This window comes from Devosia sp. Soil_C_22 (assembly GCF_057657195.1).
The window spans coordinates 1,203,151-1,222,363 of sequence record NZ_JBDGIY010000001.1 but is presented as its reverse complement, the minus strand read 5'-3'; the positions used below and the strand labels follow the sequence as shown (position 1 = coordinate 1,222,363).

Sequence of the window (19,213 nt, the reverse complement as noted above, 5' to 3'; positions counted from 1 at the left end):
GTGCTCACAGATGTTGGCTCATTGAAGGTTGCTTCCCACTAGCCTCTAGCCGAGCCCGGTTCAGGCGTCCAGAACGTCGACACCGTCGGGACCAGCCACATAGGCGCGGCGGCAGAGGTCGATGAACAGCCCGTGCTGCACCACGCCCGGTATCGCGAGCAGGCTGTTCCCGAGCGCTTCTGGCTGAGGAATGCGGCCAAAAAACGCGTCCAGGATGGCGTGTCCACCATCGGTAACGTAGGCGTCGCCATCAGGCCGCATCCGCCGGCGCAGCGGGCCTTCGGCGCCAAGCTGGCGCATCAGCTTTTCGATTGCGATCGAGGTGGCGCCGAGGCCGAAGTGGTTGACCTCGATGGGCAGCGGGAAACGGCCGAGCATATCGACGCGCTTGGACTGGTCGGCGATCACCACCATGCGCGCGGACACGGTGGCGACGATCTTCTCGCGCAGGAGCGCGCCGCCGGCACCCTTGATGAGGCTGAGGCCGGGGCCGATCTCGTCGGCGCCGTCAACGGTCAGGTCGAGCTCGGGGGTGGTTTCGAGATCGGTGAGCGGGATACCGAGGCTCGCGGCCTGCGCATGGGTGACCTCGGAGGTCGGCACGCAGAGCACATCGAGCCCCTGTGCCACCGCTTCGCCGACGAGGTCGACGAAATGCTTTGCGGTCGAGCCGGTGCCCAGCCCCAATCGCATGCCGGGGCGCACCTCCACCATCGCCGCCTTGGCGGCACGCCATTTCGGATCGTTATTCATGGATCGCCCTCCCCCGTCGCCGTCACTAGGCAGGGCGCTCAGGGCATGTCAACCCGCCCGCCTCACGCAGAGGTGAACGGAAATTGTCGCATGGCGGCAACACATTGTGTGCTTGGTGTTAAGAGTTTGTTCGAATCGTGGCATGGCCCGCTTGCGGGGTGCATTGAACAGTCTATCAACCTTCAGAACGGCGCCCGCACGGCGCCTGAAGATGTCATGAGGCGCGGTTTGAAGAATATGTCCAAGATCAGAATTGCGATCGCCGGTCTGCTGACCGTGATCCTCGGCCTGTCGCTCGTAGGCCCGGCCAACGCGGCACGTGTCTACAACACCGACACCAAGCGGTGGGAAGAGCCTACCGTCGCAACGAGCGGCCGTCGTGGCAGCCCGGTCGCCAAGTCGATCGTCAGCTACGAAAGCAAGTACAAGGTTGGCACGATCATCGTCGAAACCGGCGAGCGCCGGCTCTATCTCGTGCTCCCGGACGGCAAGGCCCTGAAATACGGGATCGGCGTCGGTCGCGAGGGCTTCACCTGGTCGGGCACCAACAAGGTGACCCGCATGGCCGAGTGGCCGGGCTGGACGCCGCCGCCGGCGATGCGCAAGCGCGTCCCCGACCTGCCGGCCTATATGCCGGGCGGGCCCCAGAACCCCCTCGGCGCCCGTGCGCTCTATATCGGCTCGACCCTCTATCGCATCCACGGCACCTCCGAGCCCTGGACCATCGGCCAGGCCGTCTCGTCGGGCTGCATCCGCCTCACCAATGAGGACGTGACCGATCTCTACGAGCGCGTGAAGGTCGGGGCGACCGTCATCGTCCGCTGACCCGGCGCTTTACCCGTGATTTCGGAAGGGCTGGTTCCACCGAACCAGCCCTTTTGTATTGCCGCGCGGGGCGATAGAACAGCACCATGTCCGTGACGCTTATCGCCCAGCCGAATATCGAACCGCGTTCGGTCGATCGACCGCTGATCGACCGCTATGGCCGGCGGATCACCTATCTGCGCGTGTCGGTCACCGACCGTTGCGACTTCCGCTGCGTCTACTGCATGAGCGAGCACATGACCTTCCTGCCGCGCAAGGAGGTGCTGAGCTTCGAGGAGATCGACCAGATCGTCACCGCCTTCGTTGCGCGCGGGGTGAAGAAGGTGCGGTTGACCGGTGGCGAGCCGCTGGTGCGGCGCGACATCATGGAACTGGTCGAAAAGATCGGCGGCCATCTCGGGCACGGGCTCGAGGAGGTGACGCTCACCACCAATGGCAGCCAGCTGCGACACTATTCCGAGCGCCTCGTGCAGGCCGGGGTGAAGCGGATCAACGTGTCGCTCGATACACTCGACGCGCAGCGCTTTGCTGACATCACCCGGCGCGGCCGGCTGGCAGACGTGCTCGACGGCATCGACGTCGCCGCCGAGGCTGGGCTCAAGGTCAAGATCAACATGGTCGCCATGCGCGGCGTCAACGACGACGAAATCGAGCCGATGCTGCATTGGGCGCATGGCCGCGGCTTCTCGCTGACGCTGATCGAGGGCATGCCGCTGGGCGAAGTCGGCATCGACCGGGTCGACAGCTACCTGCCGCTCAAGGAGATGCGCGGGCGGCTGATGGCGAAATACACGCTGGAGCCGACCGGACACCGCACCGGCGGGCCGGCGCGCTACGACTTCGTGGCCGAGACCGGCGGGCTGATCGGCTTCATCACGCCGATGAGCCACAATTTCTGCGAGAGCTGCAACCGCGTGCGGCTCACCGCCACCGGCCAGCTCTACATGTGCCTCGGCCAGGACGACATGGTCGACCTGCGCGCCGCCATCCGCGAGGGCGGACCCGGCGCGCTCGATGCCGAGCTCGATCGCGCCATGCTGCTCAAGCCCAAGGGGCATGACTTCATGCTCGACCGCGACCACACGGCGCCGGCACTGAGCCGCCACATGAGCGTCACGGGCGGCTGAGCCCCTACCCCAGGTGGGTCGCGAAGAAGGCCAGCGCGGCTTCGCGCATGCGCGGCGTTTCGGCATGACCGACGCCCGGCTCGGTCACCTTTTCGAGCACGCCACCCTCGCGCGCATAGGCGGCGCTCGTCTCCTCCCAGGCGCGCTCGACCGCCAGCGGCGGGGTGAGCTTGTCCGCCTCGCCGATGCAGACGAGTTGCGGGCGCGGGGCGATCAACGCGCCGATGGCGCCGGCGTCGGCCTCGTTCAGCAAGCCCGGGACGACGAGATAGATTCCGTGCCCGTCATGCGCGCCGAGCTCGATCATGGCGCGGAAGTCGGCGAAGCAGCAGAGATGCGCCACCGCCGCGATGCGCTCGTCCATGGCGGCGAGCCAGTAGCTCAGCATGCAGCCCATGGAGATGCCGAAAGCACCGATGCGCTCGGCATCGACGTCGTCGCGCGAGGCGAGATACGTCAGCGCCGCCGAGTGGTCGCAGAGCATCTTCGCGAACAGGCCCCTGCCGTACCAGAGCAGCGCCTTGCTCGCGAAACTCTCGCTCTCGGTGGCGCGCTTGCCGAAGGTCGGCATGTCGATGCAGAGCGTGACATAGCCGGCCCGGGCGAAGGCCGGACCGAGCGGATCGAGCAGGTATTCACGCCCGTCGAGCAGCTCGTCGGCGCCGATATCGTAGCGGCCGCCGTGCGAGTGGCCGTAAAGGATGGCCGGCGCGCGGCCGGCAATTTGCGTGGGCCGGGTGAGGATGCCGCGCACCGGCGTATCGCCGAGTTGCAGGGTCAGGTACTCGATGATGTAGTCGCCGCAATCCTCGGTGCGCACATCGCCGAGCGCGACCGAGGGCTCCACGAGCCCGACGAGCTCGCGCAGGCGTTCACGGGTGATGGCCATGCTACTTGTCGTCGTCGGAAACGATGGCGAATTCGAGCGGCAGCGCCGTGGTGTACTTGATCTGCCCCATGGCGAAGGACGAACTCACGTCGGTGAGCGCGATCTTGCTGATCAGCTTCTTGTAGAAGGTGTCGTAGGCGGCAATGTCGGGCACGACGACGCGCAGCAGGTAGTCGACCTCGCCGCTCATGCGGTAGAATTCCACCACCTCGGTGAAATCGTCGACCACGGCGGCGAACTTGCGCATCCAGGCCTCGTTGTGCTCGTTGGTGCGGATCGAGACGAACACCGTGACGCCGGCATTGATTTTGGCGGGATCGAGCACGGCGACGCGCCCCCGGATGATCCCGTCCTCTTCCATCTTCTGGATGCGGCGCCAGCAGGGGGTCGTCGACAGGCCCACCTTGCGGCCGATTTCGGCCACGGGAATCGTCGCATCCTTTTGCAGGAGCGCGAGAATCTTGCGGTCGATCTTATCCAAAGCTATGGCAGCCCCCTGCGAAATCAGATTGCGTGACTAAGCGAAATTACGCGTATCAGCGCAAAGATGGTCAGTGAAGGCCGGCATAAGACGAAAATTTCTTCCGGCTGTCAACTGGGGAACAGGGCCACCAGCCAGCTGATGAAGCGCTCGAAACGGCTAGGGTTTCCGGCCGTTCCGGCCTCGTCGCGGCCGATGCCGGCGCGCCAATCGGCGGGCGTGACGAACTGTCCACCCCACATACCGCGCCGGGCGCGGCGGGCTTCGCGCTCGGCGGCGCCATAGCTGTCGGTGGCCACGGCGAGGCCGTCGCGCACCAGCGCCTCGGCGATATCGGCCTTGCCGGCGCGGCAGGTGGCGAGCAGCCGCCGGTAACGATCATGCCCATGCGGAGTGCAGCTCAGCGTCTCGCCACGTACCAGTTGGCGCATGCGGTCGGCGGCGGCGCGGCCGCAGGTCCAGCGCGCGCCATCGGTGGCGGTGCAGGTCTGGTCCCACTCGGGCGCATCGAGCCCGGTGAGGCGAATGCGCTGGCCGGCGATCTCGATGGTATCGCCGTCGGCGACGCGCTCGACCGGGCCGACCAATGGCTGGCCGTCGAGGTCGAACGGCGCCTCCGGCAACCATGCGTAGAGCGCAAGTGCGCCGACGCCGGCGAACAGCAGCACCCAGAACGAACGGGAAATCCGGAAACCACGGCGCGGCGGGCGCTTCCGGCCGGTCGCCCAGGCCGGCATGGCCTTGTGGATTCGTGGCGGAACCGGCCGATTCCGACGGGTTTGCGCCACCTTGCCGCCCCTGGTTTTCACCCAAACTTAACCATGCGACGCATAGGGTTTTTGCTCAAGTCGGGCGAGTGCGTTTTCTGCTCGCGGTCATGTTGTTGAGTATTGCGTAAGATGGCGTTGAAGGCCGCGAAGCACGGAGAGAACGCGCGCGCCCGTGCGGGCCGTGAGCCGCGCCGCAGCCCGCAACGTGCGGTCGAGGATGCGCGGCAGCGTCTCACCTCCAGCTCGGGCACTCGGGCCTCCTACGATTTCGAATTGATCGACGAGTACGCGTCTTCGCGTATCAATGGCCTGCTGGCCGTACCGGCGCTGGTGCTGATCCTCGCGCTGTTCGCCAGCCTGTGGGTGACGCCGATCGCGGCCGCCGCGTGGGCCGCGCTGGTTGTCGTGGCGCATCTGGGCGTGGTGCTGCTCTGCCGGCGCTTCAAGGGCGAGGATCCGTCCAGGTTCAATGCCTCACGCTGGACGGCGAGCTTCGTGATCGCCGAAGCGGTCTACGGCATCTGCTGGTCCATGCTGGCGCTGTTCACGGTGGTGGCCGAGCCGAGCACGGCGCTGCTCGTCGCCATGTTCACGATGACTCTGATCGGCATTGCCGCCAATGCCGTCTCGACGCGCACGCTGCCGGCCGCGACGCTTACCGCCACCCTGCCCCCGGCCATGACGGTGTTCATCAACCTCGTGCTGGTGGGCGGCACGCTGAACCTCGCGCTGGCTGCGGTCGTGCTGGGCGGCGAGCTGTTCTTCGTCTTCCTCGCCAAGCAGCTGCATGCCTCCGAACTGGGCAATATCGAGCACCAGTCGGAAAAGGACGCGCTGATCAGCGAGCTCGAGGAAGCGCGTGAGATGAGCGACGAGGCCCGCCGCCACGCCGAGCAGGCCAACATCGCCAAGTCGCAGTTCCTTGCCACCATGAGCCATGAGCTGCGTACGCCGCTCAACGCCATCATCGGCTTTTCCGAGGTGCTCCAATCGGAGCTGCTCGGCCCGCACTCGGTGCCGCAGTACAAGGAATATGCCGGGGACATTCATTCGTCGGGCCAGCACCTGCTCAACCTCATCAACGAGCTGCTGGACCTCAGCCGCATCGAGGCCGGCAAATACGAACTCAACGAGGAAGCGGTGTCGCTGATCGGCATCGCCGAGGATTGCCGGCGCATGGTCGAGATCCGCGCCAAGGCCAAGAGCATCGACGTCACGGTGACCTACGCCAACCATCTGCCCAAGATCTGGGGCGACGAGCGCGCCATCCGGCAGGTGGTGCTGAACCTGCTGTCGAACGCCGTAAAGTTCACCCCGCAGGGCGGCAAGGTGCACCTGATGGTCGGGCGCTCGGGCGATGGCGGGCAGTTGATCAGCGTGCGCGACAACGGCCCCGGCATTCCCGAAAGCGAGATCGAAACTGTACTCTCCTCGTTCGGCCAGGGCTCGCTGGCGCACAAGAGCGCCGAGCAGGGCGCCGGGCTGGGCCTGCCGATCGTGCAGAAGATCATGGAACTGCACCAGGGCCGCTTCGATCTGTTCTCGAAGCTCCGCTTCGGCACGGAAGTGATCGCGACGTTCCCGCGGGCGCGGGTGATGGACGCGCTGGCGCCGATAGTGGAGCGCAAACCGCGGCTCAGGATTTACTCCGAGGCCGGTTGAGGGCGACCGGCGGGTCGGCGAGGTCGGGTCCATCCCGAAGTGCCTGCGTGAGGTGCGATCCTTCCTCTCCACCGGCTGTCACCCCTGCGAAAGCAGGGGCCCAACGCGAAGCCCGCGCTGGCGGAAAGATGGATCCCTGCTTGCGCAGAGATGACAGCCGGTTGATGGAACGCTCCCTCCGGTCACTGCGCCTGCTCAGGGGTTCCGGCCTTCGCCGCAATGACATCGAGTGGGTTGCGACCGCTTGGTCGCCTAGTTCCCCTGCGCCGCCGCCTCGAGCTTCTCGATGTCGAGCTTGCCCATCTTCAGCATCGCTTCAGCCACCCGCTTCGCTTTGGCGCGGTCGGGATCGTCCATCAGCTCCTGCAGGCGGCGCGGGGCGATCTGCCAGCTGAGGCCCCATTGGTCCTTGAGCCAGCCGCAGGGTTCGGTCGAGCCGCCGGCCGACAGCGCCTCCCACAGCGTGTCGATCTCGTCCTGCGTGTCGCACTCGACCATGATCGAGAAGCGATGGTTGAACTCCTCCATCGGCCCGGCCTCGATGGCCATGTAATCCTGGTCGCCGAGGTTGAACTGGGCAACGTAGACGCTGCCCGCCGGTCCGCTCGGGCTATCGGCCGGCAGCGGCGAGATGGATTTGAGGTGCGATCCGGGAATCAGCGAGACGTAGAAGCGGACCGCCGATTCCATGTCCTTTTCGAACCACAGGTGCTGGCTGACTTTCATGGCGTTCCTCCTTGCCGAAGCAGGAACGGCGCAGCGCCCGGATTCGATCCGCGGGAAACGCCCCGCCGGCCGGCCCGAATTGCCTGCGACAGGGGGGAGAGCGTGGTGCGCCACCGCTACCCCCTCTCTGCTGCGACTAACTCGCTACGCTCCTAAGTCTCGCCTCTCCCCCGCCAAGGGCGAGAGGGGGCAGTGGATGGTTTCAGCCCTTGTCGCTGACGCCGGCCGACGAGAACGTCGCCATGTTCTTGTGCAGGTGCAGCGCGGTCTTCACCATCACCGCGGCCATGGCAGCGCCGCTGCCTTCGCCCAGCCGCATGCCGAGATCGAGCAGCGGGCGCTGGCCCATGTGCTCGAGCGCCCTGGCATGGCCGCTCTCGGCCGAGACATGGCCGAACAGGCAATGGTCGATGGCGGCCGGGCTCACCGCCTGGGCGATGGCGGCGGCGGCAGTTGCAACATAACCATCGACGATCACCGGAATCTTCTGCTGGCGCGCCGCGATGAGAGCGCCGAGCATGGCCGCGATCTCGCGGCCGCCGAGCCGAGCGAGGATGGCAAGCGGATCGTCCAGCGCATCCTTGTGCAGGGCGAGCGCGCGATCGACCGCGTCGGCCTTGCGGGCAAGGCCTGCATCGTCGACGCCGGTACCGCGGCCAACCCAATCGGCGCCGGTGCCGCCGAACAGGGCGGCAAAGAGCGCTGCCGCGATGGTGGTGTTGCCAATCCCCATCTCGCCGATGGCGAGCAGGTCGGGCTTGCCGGCAATCGCCTCCATACCATAGGCGACGGTGGCGGCGGCCATGCGGTCGTCCATCGCCGCTTCCTGCGTGATGTCGCCGGTGGGCAGATCCAGTGCCAGTTCGAACACCCGCAGGTTGATCTCGTGCAGCGCGCAGATCTGGCTGATGGCGGCGCCGCCGGCGGTGAAGTTGGCGACCATCTGCGCCGTCACTTCGCTGGGAAAGGCCGAGACGCCCTGCGCGACGACGCCGTGATTGCCGGCAAAGATCGCGACCATCGGATTGTCGAGCGTGGGGCTGGCCTTGCCCTGCCAGCGGCCGAGCCATTCGACTAGCCGCTCGAGTTCCCCCAGGGAACCCGGCGGCTTGGTCAGCTGGCGGTCGCGCTCGCGGATGGCGGCGACGGCGGTTTCGTCGCCGGCGGGGACGATGTGCAGCAGGTCGATGATGTCGGCAAAGGGTGACGCCATCGGTGACGACTCCGGCGCTGGGATGGTAAGGAGGCACGCTTCTGGACCAATCGGCGGGCATTTGCAATTGAGCGAGGAGAGGCCCGTGCGGCCCCGGCAGGACAATATGCGGCCCGAGGACCGGGCGTTGCCCGAGCCGCCGCCGGAGCGCGGTTTCGGCGACGACCTGGTCATGGGCCTGCGCTTTTTCTCGCGCCTGCCGGCCGGCGACCGGCCGTTCGAAAAGCCCGACCTCAACCGCATCGCGCGCACCCTGCCCTTCGTCAGCGTGATCGTCGGCTTCGGCCCGGCGCTGCTGATGATGCTGCTCTGCTGGGCCGGCGTGCCGAGCTATTTCGCCGCCGCGCTCGCAGTCGGTGCGATGATCGCGGTGACCGGCGCGATGGCCGACGATGCGCTGGCCGACACGGCCGACGGGCTGGCAGGCGGATTGACCGTCGACCGCCGGCTCGAGATCATGAAGGACAGCCGGCACGGCACCTATGGCGTTGCCGCGCTCGGGCTCTACCTGCTGCTGCGGGTCACGGCGATCGGTGCGGTCGCGGCGTACAACCCGGTTGCGGCGGGCGGCATCTGGCTCGCGGCGAGCCTGATCGGCCGGTCGGGTTCGCTCTGGCTCAGCGTCGAGCTGCCCAATGCGCGCGAGGGCGGCGCTTCGGCCTCCGTAGGCCGCGTGTCGCGCAGCGCCTTCTGCATCGGCGCGGGCTTTGCCGCGCTGCTGGCGCTGGTGCTGGCGGCCCCCTTCACCAGCCTTGTGGCGCTGATCCTGTCGCTGATTGCCGCCGGACTGGTAGCGATGGCCTGGGTGTGGACGTGCCGGCGGCTGATCGGCGGGCAGACCGGCGACCTGATCGGGGCGCTCGGCGCGCTGATCGAAGTCGCGGTGCTGACCGTGCTGCTGATCTTCGCGTGAGCCGCTTGAATTGCCGCAATGGCTCACCATTATCCGCTTCTGGCTAACTGAAGGTCCCTGATGCTGTTCATCGGCTTTGCCATCGTCATCGTCATCGGCCTCACGCTCTTGATCAGCGCCGATGCCGGCAGCCTCGTGGGCCTCACACAGCAGCAGTTCGGCCAACTGATCCCGCTGGTCGTCCTCCTCATCGTCATCGCCGGCGGGCTGTTTTCGCGCCGCTACCGCTTTTCCGAACTGTTCGGCAACCTGGTGCTCTGGGTCGGCATCTTCGGCGTCGCCATCGTCGGCTATGCCTATCGCGACGACCTGCAACTCGTGACCTCACGCGTGTTCGGGGAACTGATGCCGGGCGCCGCCGTGGTCGACGAGGGACGCGGCAGCGCCACCTTCCGTGGCGGCAATGACGGGCATTTCCTGATCAACACCGTGATCAACGGGGCCGAGGTGCGCACCATCTTCGATACCGGCGCGAGCGCAATCGTCCTCACCCGGCACGACGCCGAGCATGCCGGCATTTCCACGGATGTACTCGACTACGACATCCCGGTCTCGACCGCCAACGGCACCGGCCGCGCCGCCGCGGTGCGGCTCGACCAGGTCGAGGTCGGCGGCATCACGCGCAACAATGTGCGGGCCTTCATCGCCGACGAGGGGGCACTCGAAACGAGCCTGCTCGGCATGAGCTTTCTCGGCACGCTCAGCCGCTACGCCGTCACCGGCAATTCGCTGGAGCTGGTGGACTAGACTGCCAGCGCCAGTTCCGGCTCGAGCGCGTCGAAGGCCTGCATGATCACTTCCGGCCCGGCGCCGCGCTTTGCCGCATCGACGCTCAGGATCTGGCGGAAGGTGCGAGCCCCCGGCCGCGCATTGGCAAGGCCGAGCATGTGGCGGGTGATGTTGTTGAGCCGCGCGCCGCGGGTCAGCTGCGCCTCGGCATAGTCCGCCATCGCCCGCATCACCGCCTCTAGTTCGATCGGCTTGCGGGTGTCGCCGAAAAAGCGCCCGTCGATCAGCGTCAGCAACATGGGCTCGTGATAGGCCGTACGCCCCATCATGACGCCCGACATGTGCGCCATCTGCGCCTCGGCATCCTTGATGGTCTTGATGCCGCCATTGATCATTACCGGCAGCGGCTTCAGGCGCTCGGCGAGACGATAGACGCGCGGATAGTCGAGCGGCGGGATTTCGCGGTTTTCCTTGGGGCTCAGGCCCTTCAGCCATGCCTTGCGCGCATGCACGTAAAGCGCCTCCACGCCGGCCGCGACCATCTGGTCGGCGAAGCGGTCGAGGCTCTCCTCGGTGTCCTGGTCGTCGATGCCAATGCGGCACTTGACCGTTACCGGCACGTCGGTGGTGTCGCGCATGGCGCGCACGCAATCGGCCACTAGCGCCGGCTCGGCCATCAGGCAGGCGCCGAAACGGCCCGACTGCACGCGATCGGAGGGACAGCCGACATTGAGGTTGATCTCAGCATAGCCGAACTCGGCGGCAATCCGCGTCGCCTCGGCCAGCTCCTTCGGATCGGAACCACCCAGTTGCACCGCCACCGGCTGCTCCACCGCATCGAACCCCAGGAGCCGTTCCCGCGGCCCATGCACGATCGCCGCGCTCGTCACCATCTCGGTGAAGAGCAGCGCGCGCGACGTCAGCTGCCGATGGAGAAACCGGCAGTGCCGGTCGGTCCAATCCATCATCGGCGCCACGGAAAAGCGGCGGGCGGTTGCGAGGTCGTGGGTCATCGTCCGGCACATAGGGCATGCAGTGGGAAAATGCCAGTCATGCGAAAATGGCTACCATCCTAACGATGTAGTCCGTTGACTTGATAAGTGCGCTTATTATATGTGCGCTTATGAATTTGAAGCAGGACTACAAATCGCAGGCCCCGCTGGGTTATCTCATCCACGAAGTGGCGCGGCTGATGAAGCGGCGCTTCGAGGACGAGGCGAGCAGTTACGGCATCACGCTGCCGCAATGGCGCGCCCTCGCGCATATTTCGAACAACGAGGCGATCAGCCAGAAGGCGCTCGCCGACGCGGTCGACGCGGACCCGATGACGATCTCGGGTGTGCTGGACCGGCTGGAGAAGCGCGGTCTGATCGAACGTTTTGTCGACCCCACTGACAGCCGGGCCAAGCTCGCCCGCATCCTGCCCGAAGGGGCCGAGGTGGTGCACACTGCCAGGAAGGTGGGGCTCGCCATGTATGAAACTGCCCTCGACGGCGTCAGCGCTGCCGACCGCGACACCGTGATCGCTGCGCTTGCGAAGATGCGCGCCAACCTGCTCGGCCAGCTGGCCGAAAAAGAGGACAACTGAGATGAATGCCCGTGCCACCCCTCCCGCCCCCGGTGAAGCCAAGCCTGCCGACGTGACGGTCGCCGATGCCGCGAAGCCGGCCGAAGCTGCAGCTCCTGCGGCTGCCGCTCCTGAGGCTCCAGCCAAGAAGAAGCGCTCGAGCCGGCGCCTCGCCATCATGCTTGCGGTGCCGGTGGTGCTGGCGGCCGGCGGCGGCTATTTCTGGCTGACCGGCGGACGCTATGTCGAAACCGACAACGCCTATGTACATCAGGCCAAGGTGTCGATCTCGTCCGATGTGGCCGGCAGGATCGTGTCGGTCGCCGTCAGGGACAACCAGGCGGTCACGGCCGGCGAAACGCTGTTCGCCATCGACCCGCAGCCCTACCAGATCGCGCTCGAGCAGGCCAACGCCGCCCTCGCCTCGGCGCGGGTGAATGTCGAGCAGCTTCGCGTCGGCTACACGACGGCTAAGGCCAAGCTCGATGCGGCGAACGCCACGCTCGAGATCCGGCAGAAGGAATGGGAGCGCGCCTCTAACCTGCAGCAGCAGGGCATTTCGGCGGAAGCGGCGCTCGATGACTCGCGTCTTGCCCTCCAGCAGGCGCAGTCCAACGTCGCGCTGGCCGAACAGGAAGTCGCCGGCGCCACCGCGGCGCTGGCCGGCAACCCGGACATTTCGGCTGACGACCATCCGGCGGTGCGTGCAGCCATGGCGGCGCGCGACAATGCCCAGCGCAGCCTCGACAAGACCACCGTGGTCGCCCCCGCCGACGGCATCGTCGCGCAGGTCGCGAGCCTGAACGTCGGCCAGTTCGTCAACCTCGGTACCACCATCGCCACGCTGGTCGAGACCAACGACATCTGGGTCGAAGCCAATTTCAAGGAAACGCAGCTGACCACGCTCGCCAACGGCATGCCGGCCGAGGTCACGGTCGATGCCTTCCCGGGCAAGAAGCTGCACGGCACGATCGACTCGATCGGTGCGGCGACCGGGGCTGAGTTCGCGCTGATCCCGGCGCAGAACGCCACCGGCAACTGGGTGAAGGTGACCCAGCGCGTGCCCGTGCGCATCAGCGTCTCGAGCACCGAAGGCGAGCCCCTGCGGGCCGGCATGAGCGCCACCGTCAGCATCGACACCAAGCCGGAAGGCGCGGTTGCCGGAGAATTGAAGGCAAACTGAGATGGCCGCCGCTGCCGCTCCCGCAATTTCCGCTCCGGCGGTCGTCGTCAAGAACAAGGCCATGCTCACCGTCGCCATCATGGTGGCGGTGGTCATGCAGGTGCTCGATACCACCATCGCCAATGTCGCCCTGCCGCATATGCGCGCCAGCCTTGGCGCCAGCCAGGACGAGATCAACTGGGTCCTGACCAGCTATATCGTCGCCGCGGCCATCGCGACGCCGCTGACCGGCTGGTTCTCGGACCGGTTCGGTCGGCGTAACCTGCTGCTCGGCGCGGTGGTCGGCTTCACGGCCGCTTCCCTGCTTTGTGGCATCGCCACCAATCTCGAGCAGATGGTGCTGTTCCGCGTGCTGCAGGGCATCTGTGGCGCCATGCTGGTGCCGCTCGCCCAGGCGACGATGATGGACATCAACCCGCGCGAGCAGCTCGGCCAGGCCATGGCGATCTTCGGTGCCGGCATCATGTTCGGTCCCATCATCGGACCGACGCTGGGCGGCTGGCTCACGGAGAGCTTCAACTGGCGCGCGGTGTTCCTCGTCAACCTGCCGGTCGGCGCGGTCGCCTTCTTCATGCTGCTCGCGCTGATGCCGAACACCGCCATCAAGATCCGCAAGTTCGACTTCTTCGGCTTCGGCATGCTGGCCCTTGCGGTCGCGGCGCTGCAGCTGCTGCTCGACCGCGGCCAGGGCGTGGGCTGGTTCGACAGCCCGGAAATCTGGCTCTACCTGCTGCTCGCCATTTCGGGCCTGTGGGTGTTCGCGGTGCACTGCCTCACCGCCGAGAACCCGTTCATGGACATGGGCATGTTCAAGGACCGGAACTTCGTGACCGGGCTCGTGCTGATCTTCATCACCGGCATCACGCTGTTCTCGGGCCTCGCCCTGCTGCCGCCGATGCTGCAGAACCTGATGGGTTTTCCGGTGATCGAGACAGGCCTGCTGATGGGCCCGCGCGGTATCGGCACCATGGTGTCGATGATCGTGGTCGGCCGGCTCGTCGCCCGCTACGACGCACGCCTGCTGATCGTCGCCGGCACGCTGCTGATGGGCTACTCGCTGTTCATGATGACGGAGTTCGACATCGTCATGAACTCGACCCCGATTATCGTCTCGGGCTTCATCCAGGGCATCGGCATGGGCTTTGTGTTCGTGCCGCTCAACTCGCTGGCCTTCGCGACGATCGCCGCGAAGTACCGGGTGGACGCGACGTCGATGTTCAGCCTCATCCGCAATGTCGGCCAGGGCGTCGGCATCTCGGTGGTGACCACGGTGCTGGCCCAGATGCAGGTGGTGAACTATGCCGAGCTGGGCGAGCGCCTGACGCTCGACGCGGGGCCGATCCGCGATTTCGCGGCGGCCTCCGGCGGGTTCCAGAATATCGTCGGCACGCTGCACGGCATGATCACGCAGCAGGCGGCGATGCTCGCCTTCCTCGACGACTTCAAGCTGATGATGATCCTGACCTTCGTGTCGCTGCCGATCGTCTTCCTGCTGCGCCGGCCCAAGCCGCGGGTGCTGACCGCCGAGGAACGCGCCCACGCCATGGCCGAGTAGCGATGGCGGAGGCGCCCACAAGCAGCCGGCGGATCCCGAACTTCCGCCGGCATCCCGAGCGGCGCGAGCTGATGATCGACGCCGCGCTCGAGGTGTTCTTCGACAAGGGCTATGAGGCTACCCGCATCGAGGACGTCGCGAGGCTCAGCGGCGTCGGCAAGTCCGCGGTGCTCTATCATTTCGGCACCAAGCTTGCGCTGGTCGCCAGCGTCGTGACCAAGCACTGCCTGCCGGTCCACCCGCTCGCCGCCGGCCCGTCGGAGCAGGTCGTCGTGGCCAGCCTCGCCGATCCTGCGGCAACGAAAGTGTTGCGGCTGGTGATGGCCGAACAGCGGCGGCTGCCCCGGCTCGGGCGGCTCTACCTCGCCGCGGTGTTGCGGCGCGTCACCAGCTGGGGTGTGTTCGATAGTGTCGAAGGGGCCCGCAACGGGGTCAGCCGCGCCTTCGGCCACGTCGCCGAACGCGTGCTGCTCGAAGGCTTTGGGACGGGTGCCGATGGCGAGGGCGGCCAGCGCGCCTGAGCAGGCCGACGCCCCCTGCGCATGCCTGTCCTGCACCGCTGCACATAGGCCAGATGCGGCATCGCGCCCATATGAAACCTGGGGCATGAACACGGGGTTCGGAAATGACCACCACCACGAACAGGCACCGGGTCGTCGTCATCGGCGGCGGCTTTGGCGGACTTGCCACCGTCCAGGCGCTGAAAGGCGCCGACGTCGCGATCACCATGATCGACCGGCGCAACCACCACCTGTTCCAGCCACTGCTCTACCAGGTCGCGACTACCGCGCTCAGCCCCTCGGAGATCGCCTGGCCGATCCGCATGCTGCTCAAGCATCGGCCCGAGGTCACGACGCTGCTCGGAAATGTCGTCGGCATCGACAAGGCGCGGCAGCTGGTCGAGCTCGAGGATGGCGGCACTGTTCCCTACGACACGCTGGTCATCGCCACCGGAGCGCGCCACGCCTATTTCGGCCATGACGACTGGGAGCCATATGCCCCTGGACTCAAGACGCTGGAGGACGCGACCGCGATGCGACGCCGCCTGCTCCTGGCCTTCGAGGCGGCCGAGCGCGAGACCGATCCGGCCAGGCGCCGGGCCCTGCTGACCTTCGCCATCATCGGCGCCGGCCCCACCGGGGTAGAACTCTCGGGCGCCATCATCGAGCTCGCCCGCACCACGCTGCGCAGCGAGTTCCGCTCGATCAAGCCCGAGGAGGCGCGCGTCGTCCTTATCGAGATGGGTCAGCGCGTGCTGGCCAATTTCCGCGAGGACCTCTCGGCTTATGCCAGGTCGGCGCTGGAAAAGCTCGGCGTCGAGGTGATGCTGGGCCGCGCCGTCACCAATGTCACCGCCGACGCGGTGCATCTGGGCGACGAGGTGCTCGAAGCCGGCACCATCATCTGGGCCGCGGGCGTGCTCGCCTCGCCGGCCGCCAGGTGGCTGGGCGTCGAGGCTGACCGCGCCGGCCGGATCAAGGTCGAGCCGGATCTCAGCGTGCCGGGCAGCCCCAACATCTTCGCCATCGGCGATACGGTGACCGTGCTCGCCCCCAACGGCAAGCCGGTGCCCGGCATCGGCGATGCGGCCAAGCAGGGTGGCAAGTATGTGGCCGGGGCAATCAAGGCCCGCCTCGCCGGCCGGGTGCCCGAGCCCTTCCGCTACCGGCACCTGGGCGATATCGCGACGGTGGGCAAGAGCGCGGCGCTGATCGATTTCGGCTGGCTGCAGCTCACCGGCTGGGTCGGGTGGTGGGCCTGGGGCCTCGCCCATATCTACTTCCTGATCGGCATCAAGAACCGCATCTCGGTGGCGATCAGCTGGCTGTGGATCTATCTCACCGGCCATCGCAGCGCCCGGCTCATCACCTGGGGCGAGGCCGGAAGCGGCAAGCCCAAATGAAAAAGACCGGGCACCTGACGGTACCCGGCCCTTTCCAATCCCAGTCGGTCGTCGATTACTCGACGGCGATCTCGGTGACGGCGACCTTGCCGGTGCGGCGGTCTTCGCCGGTCTCGAACGAGACCTTCTGACCTTCCGCGAGCCCCTGCAGGCCGGCGCGATTCAGAGCGGTAGCGTGGACAAACACGTCCTTACCGCCGTTATCGGGCTGGATGAAACCATAGCCCTTCTGATCGTTGTAGAATTTGACGGTGCCCTTTTCCATAGGGTGATCCCTCATTTGCAGTTTTCATTCTGGACAGAAGGACGTGGGTCACCCTGCCCGGTCAGTCGAATTTTGGAGTCCTATCGTGCGCCTGACCGAGAGCGGGGGCATACGGCCGGAGGTCAGCCAAATGTCGATGGTGAAACGGATAGATTGCGGCGGCGTGATTGGCAAGTGATGCCATGCTGCGGCATCACGCCTGCGAAACGATCCTGTCGGGGCTGAGCCAGAAGGGCGGCATGGCCCCCGCGAGGTTGGAAAGCGGCAGAACCTCGGGCTTGGGGTGGATGCCGAGCACATCGGCCATGAAGGCGAGCCGCGCCTCCACCCGCCCCCACACGTCTGGGAATTCGTCGCGCAGCTGGTCGCGACCCCACTCGTCGAGCAGCGCGATGCCGTCCTCGATATTGGCGCCGTGATAGGGCGGGCCGGCGGCCGGGATGATGTCGACCTGCACGCACTGGCCCGACGCGAATGTCTCGCGCGAGCCCGGATAGACCGGCGTATTCATCCACTCGTCGATGTGAATGAGGTGGCCCGGATTGAGCACCAGCTTGAAGAAAGGGTTGTCGAGGTGCTTGCGCACCAGCGCATCGAGCGCCCCGCCGGTGACGCCGATGCCGATGGTCTCGTACCACTCGGCGGCGGCGAGGAAATACGGACCCGCCATGCGCTCGACGTAGTCGCGCGCTGCTGCCGGCAGTCCTGTTTCGTCCTCGGCGAGCCAGCCCATGCGGCTCGACAACCCGCCCCAATAGCCGACCGCGGTGGTCATCGGGTCGCCCGCCTCGAGCTTCCGCCCCGTCGGGCTGTTCAGGCCGACGAGCCGGTCGCCCGACGAAAACATGGTGTGGCACGAGTGCGGCAGTACGCCGAGCTGCATCTGCCGGACCGCGTCGAAGCCGCTCATCCCCGGCCGGACGTTGCGGATCAGCCGCTTGATCGCCTCGGAGCAGGCGACGGCGCCGAACTCGAACTGGGCGATCTGGGCTATTTCGTTGGTGGCGCGCAGCCCGGTGACGGAATGCATCAGCAGCGCGTTGGCATTCACCACACGCCCGTCCCGCCCGACGATGTGGCGCAGTGTATCGACGATATAGGCCGGGGTCTCCAGCCAGACCTCGGGCTTGGCCGCCTCGTCGGGGCCGAAATATTTCCAGCCCAGCACGCCGACGCGGTGATGGCTGTCGATGCCGGCATTGCGCAGCACCTCGTCGAGTGCCGGCGTCTTGGTGCGATCCTGCCCCATCAGCCCGAAGGGCGGATAGAGCCGAGCCTCGACATCGATACTGCAATTCTCGGCGCGGCCGAGATTCTCCGGGCCGGCCAGCAAAGTCGGCGTGGCATCCGGCGAGATGATCAGCAGCGCTTCCTCGAAGCGCGGATCGAAACCGGTCACATAGGTCAGGTTCGCGGTGTGCTCGCGATCGGCATAGATCACCAGCGCGTCGAGGCCGGCGGCGCGGCGGGCGCGGTTGAGCGCGCTGAGCCGCGCGGCATACACGGAACGATCGAGCTCCGGCCGGGTTTCGGGAATGCCGAAATCCGGCAGCTTGGCATCGACCAGTCGAAAGGCGGGCATTCGGGTCCCCTACCCGGGCAGGAATGCGTGATCAGAAGCGGAAACGGCGCATGAAAGCAACCAGCCGGGCTTGCCGGGGTGTTGACAATGCACCATTTCTACTTGCTATTAAGAACCATTCGCAAAAACTCAGTTTGATCCATGCTCGATCGCCGTCAGTTTGCTGCCCTGGGCCTCGCTGCTCTCCTGGCCCTGTCGACAGGCCCTGCCCTGGCGCAGGACAAGTTCAAGGTGGTCACCACCTTCACCATCATCGCCGACATCGCCCGCAACGTCGCGGGTGACGCGGCGGTGGTGGACTCGATCACCCGGCCGGGTGCCGAGATCCACAATTTCCAGCCCGGTCCGCGCGACGTCGCCAAGGCGCAGGAAGCCGACCTGGTGCTATGGAACGGCATGAACCTCGAGCAGTGGTTCGAAAAATTCTTCGAGAACGTGAAGGACGTGCCGCAGGTGGTGCTCACCGACGGTATCGAGCCGATGGGCATCGCCGAGGGGCCCTATACCGGCAAGCCCAACCCGCATGCCTGGATGAGCCCCAGCAACGCGCTCGTCTATGTCGAGAATATCCGCAAGGCCCTGGTGGAGCATGACCCGGTCAATGCCGTGACCTACGACGCCAACGCCGCGGCCTATGCCGAGCAGATCAAGGCCATGGACGCCCCGCTCCGGGCTCGGCTCGACCAGATTCCGGCCGAGCAGCGCTGGCTCGTCTCCTCGGAAGGCGCCTTCAGCTACCTGACGCGCGACTACGGCATGAAGGAGCTCTACCTCTGGCCGATCAATGCCGACCAACAGGGCACGCCGCAGCAGGTGCGCAAGGTGATCGACGCCGTGCGCGCCAACCGGATCCCGGTCGTATTCTCGGAATCGACGATTTCGGACAAGCCGGCCAAGCAAGTGGCCAAGGAGACCGGCGCGGCCTATGGCGGCGTGCTCTATGTCGACTCGCTGAGCGAGGCCGACGGCCCGGTGCCGACCTATCTCAAGCTGCTCGAAGTCACCGTCGACACCATCGCCAAGGGGTTCGGCAAGTGAGCCTATCCGCCAACGTGCCGCACGAGGCCTGG

General features: G+C 66.4%; 20 protein-coding genes. 11 read left to right on the top strand and 9 right to left on the bottom strand.

Annotation, left to right across the window (positions count from 1 at the left end):
• Positions 1-60 precede the first annotated feature (60 nt).
• Positions 61-753 carry a ribose-5-phosphate isomerase RpiA gene (rpiA, locus tag AC3A6I_RS05725; protein WP_487542459.1) on the bottom strand — a complete coding sequence of 231 codons (693 nt, stop codon included), beginning with the start codon at positions 751-753 and terminating at the stop codon, positions 61-63.
• A gap of 237 nt (positions 754-990) precedes the next feature.
• Between rpiA and AC3A6I_RS05720 the strand changes: the two genes are divergently transcribed.
• Both AC3A6I_RS05720 and moaA read left to right on the top strand, forming a co-directional pair.
• The gene (locus AC3A6I_RS05720; RefSeq protein WP_487542457.1) at positions 991-1,578 is read left to right on the top strand and encodes a L,D-transpeptidase; all 588 of its coding nucleotides are present in this window, start codon (positions 991-993) and stop codon (positions 1,576-1,578) included.
• 86 nt (positions 1,579-1,664) lie between these two features.
• Complete coding sequence (gene moaA, locus AC3A6I_RS05715) at positions 1,665-2,705, top strand: GTP 3',8-cyclase MoaA (protein WP_487542455.1); 1,041 nt, start codon at positions 1,665-1,667, stop codon at positions 2,703-2,705.
• Between the two features lie 4 nt (positions 2,706-2,709).
• Here moaA and AC3A6I_RS05710 read toward each other — a convergent pair whose 3' ends face one another.
• The 3 genes from AC3A6I_RS05710 to AC3A6I_RS05700 form a co-directional block, all read right to left on the bottom strand.
• Complete coding sequence (locus tag AC3A6I_RS05710; protein WP_487542453.1) at positions 2,710-3,594, bottom strand: alpha/beta hydrolase family protein; 885 nt, start codon at positions 3,592-3,594, stop codon at positions 2,710-2,712.
• Position 3,595: 1 nt separating this feature from the next.
• Positions 3,596-4,075 carry an Lrp/AsnC family transcriptional regulator gene (locus AC3A6I_RS05705; RefSeq protein WP_487542451.1) on the bottom strand — a complete coding sequence of 160 codons (480 nt, stop codon included), beginning with the start codon at positions 4,073-4,075 and terminating at the stop codon, positions 3,596-3,598.
• Positions 4,076-4,185: 110 nt separating this feature from the next.
• Positions 4,186-4,812, bottom strand: coding sequence for a thermonuclease family protein (locus AC3A6I_RS05700; RefSeq protein WP_487542450.1), 627 nt, complete (start codon positions 4,810-4,812; stop codon positions 4,186-4,188).
• Between the two features lie 162 nt (positions 4,813-4,974).
• Between AC3A6I_RS05700 and AC3A6I_RS05695 the strand changes: the two genes are divergently transcribed.
• Positions 4,975-6,507 (top strand): sensor histidine kinase, encoded by a 1,533-nt coding sequence (locus AC3A6I_RS05695; RefSeq protein ID WP_487542448.1) that lies wholly within the window; start codon positions 4,975-4,977, stop codon positions 6,505-6,507.
• A 252-nt stretch (positions 6,508-6,759) separates the two neighbouring features.
• Here AC3A6I_RS05695 and AC3A6I_RS05690 read toward each other — a convergent pair whose 3' ends face one another.
• Together AC3A6I_RS05690 and cobT are read right to left on the bottom strand one after the other, a co-directional pair.
• Positions 6,760-7,233, bottom strand: coding sequence for a VOC family protein (locus AC3A6I_RS05690; protein WP_487542446.1), 474 nt, complete (start codon positions 7,231-7,233; stop codon positions 6,760-6,762).
• 202 nt (positions 7,234-7,435) lie between these two features.
• Entirely contained in the window at positions 7,436-8,446 is a 1,011-nt protein-coding gene (gene cobT, locus AC3A6I_RS05685) for a nicotinate-nucleotide--dimethylbenzimidazole phosphoribosyltransferase (protein ID WP_487542444.1), read from the bottom strand.
• Positions 8,447-8,531: 85 nt separating this feature from the next.
• On the opposite strand from cobT, the gene AC3A6I_RS05680 reads away from it, so the two are divergent.
• Positions 8,532-9,359 (top strand): adenosylcobinamide-GDP ribazoletransferase, encoded by an 828-nt coding sequence (locus AC3A6I_RS05680; RefSeq protein ID WP_487542442.1) that lies wholly within the window; start codon positions 8,532-8,534, stop codon positions 9,357-9,359.
• 60 nt (positions 9,360-9,419) lie between these two features.
• Positions 9,420-10,106, top strand: coding sequence for a retropepsin-like aspartic protease family protein (locus AC3A6I_RS05675; RefSeq protein ID WP_487542441.1), 687 nt, complete (start codon positions 9,420-9,422; stop codon positions 10,104-10,106).
• On the opposite strand, the gene dusA is transcribed toward AC3A6I_RS05675, so the two are convergent.
• On the bottom strand, positions 10,103-11,101 hold the full coding sequence (gene dusA / locus AC3A6I_RS05670; protein WP_487542439.1) for a tRNA dihydrouridine(20/20a) synthase DusA: 999 nt from the start codon (positions 11,099-11,101) through the stop codon (positions 10,103-10,105). The genes AC3A6I_RS05675 and dusA overlap by 4 nt on opposite strands.
• 110 nt (positions 11,102-11,211) lie before the next feature.
• On the opposite strand from dusA, the gene AC3A6I_RS05665 reads away from it, so the two are divergent.
• From AC3A6I_RS05665 to AC3A6I_RS05645, 5 genes are all read left to right on the top strand, one after another.
• Positions 11,212-11,676 (top strand): MarR family winged helix-turn-helix transcriptional regulator, encoded by a 465-nt coding sequence (locus tag AC3A6I_RS05665; protein WP_487542437.1) that lies wholly within the window; start codon positions 11,212-11,214, stop codon positions 11,674-11,676.
• A gap of 1 nt (position 11,677) precedes the next feature.
• The gene (locus AC3A6I_RS05660; RefSeq protein ID WP_487542436.1) at positions 11,678-12,838 is read left to right on the top strand and encodes an HlyD family secretion protein; all 1,161 of its coding nucleotides are present in this window, start codon (positions 11,678-11,680) and stop codon (positions 12,836-12,838) included.
• 1 nt (position 12,839) lies between these two features.
• Positions 12,840-14,393, top strand: coding sequence for an MDR family MFS transporter (locus AC3A6I_RS05655; protein WP_487542434.1), 1,554 nt, complete (start codon positions 12,840-12,842; stop codon positions 14,391-14,393).
• A 2-nt stretch (positions 14,394-14,395) separates the two neighbouring features.
• Entirely contained in the window at positions 14,396-14,914 is a 519-nt protein-coding gene (locus tag AC3A6I_RS05650; RefSeq protein WP_487542432.1) for a TetR/AcrR family transcriptional regulator, read from the top strand.
• Positions 14,915-15,018: 104 nt separating this feature from the next.
• Positions 15,019-16,296 (top strand): NAD(P)/FAD-dependent oxidoreductase, encoded by a 1,278-nt coding sequence (locus AC3A6I_RS05645; RefSeq protein WP_487542430.1) that lies wholly within the window; start codon positions 15,019-15,021, stop codon positions 16,294-16,296.
• 55 nt (positions 16,297-16,351) lie between these two features.
• Here the strand turns inward: AC3A6I_RS05645 and AC3A6I_RS05640 are convergent, their stop codons facing one another.
• Together AC3A6I_RS05640 and AC3A6I_RS05635 are read right to left on the bottom strand one after the other, a co-directional pair.
• Positions 16,352-16,561 carry a cold-shock protein gene (locus tag AC3A6I_RS05640; protein WP_487542428.1) on the bottom strand — a complete coding sequence of 70 codons (210 nt, stop codon included), beginning with the start codon at positions 16,559-16,561 and terminating at the stop codon, positions 16,352-16,354.
• Positions 16,562-16,754: 193 nt separating this feature from the next.
• Positions 16,755-18,143, bottom strand: coding sequence for a M24 family metallopeptidase (locus AC3A6I_RS05635; RefSeq protein WP_487542426.1), 1,389 nt, complete (start codon positions 18,141-18,143; stop codon positions 16,755-16,757).
• A 141-nt stretch (positions 18,144-18,284) separates the two neighbouring features.
• On the opposite strand from AC3A6I_RS05635, the gene AC3A6I_RS05630 reads away from it, so the two are divergent.
• Complete coding sequence (locus tag AC3A6I_RS05630) at positions 18,285-19,181, top strand: metal ABC transporter substrate-binding protein (RefSeq protein WP_487542424.1); 897 nt, start codon at positions 18,285-18,287, stop codon at positions 19,179-19,181.
• The last annotated feature ends 32 nt before the right edge of the window (positions 19,182-19,213 follow it).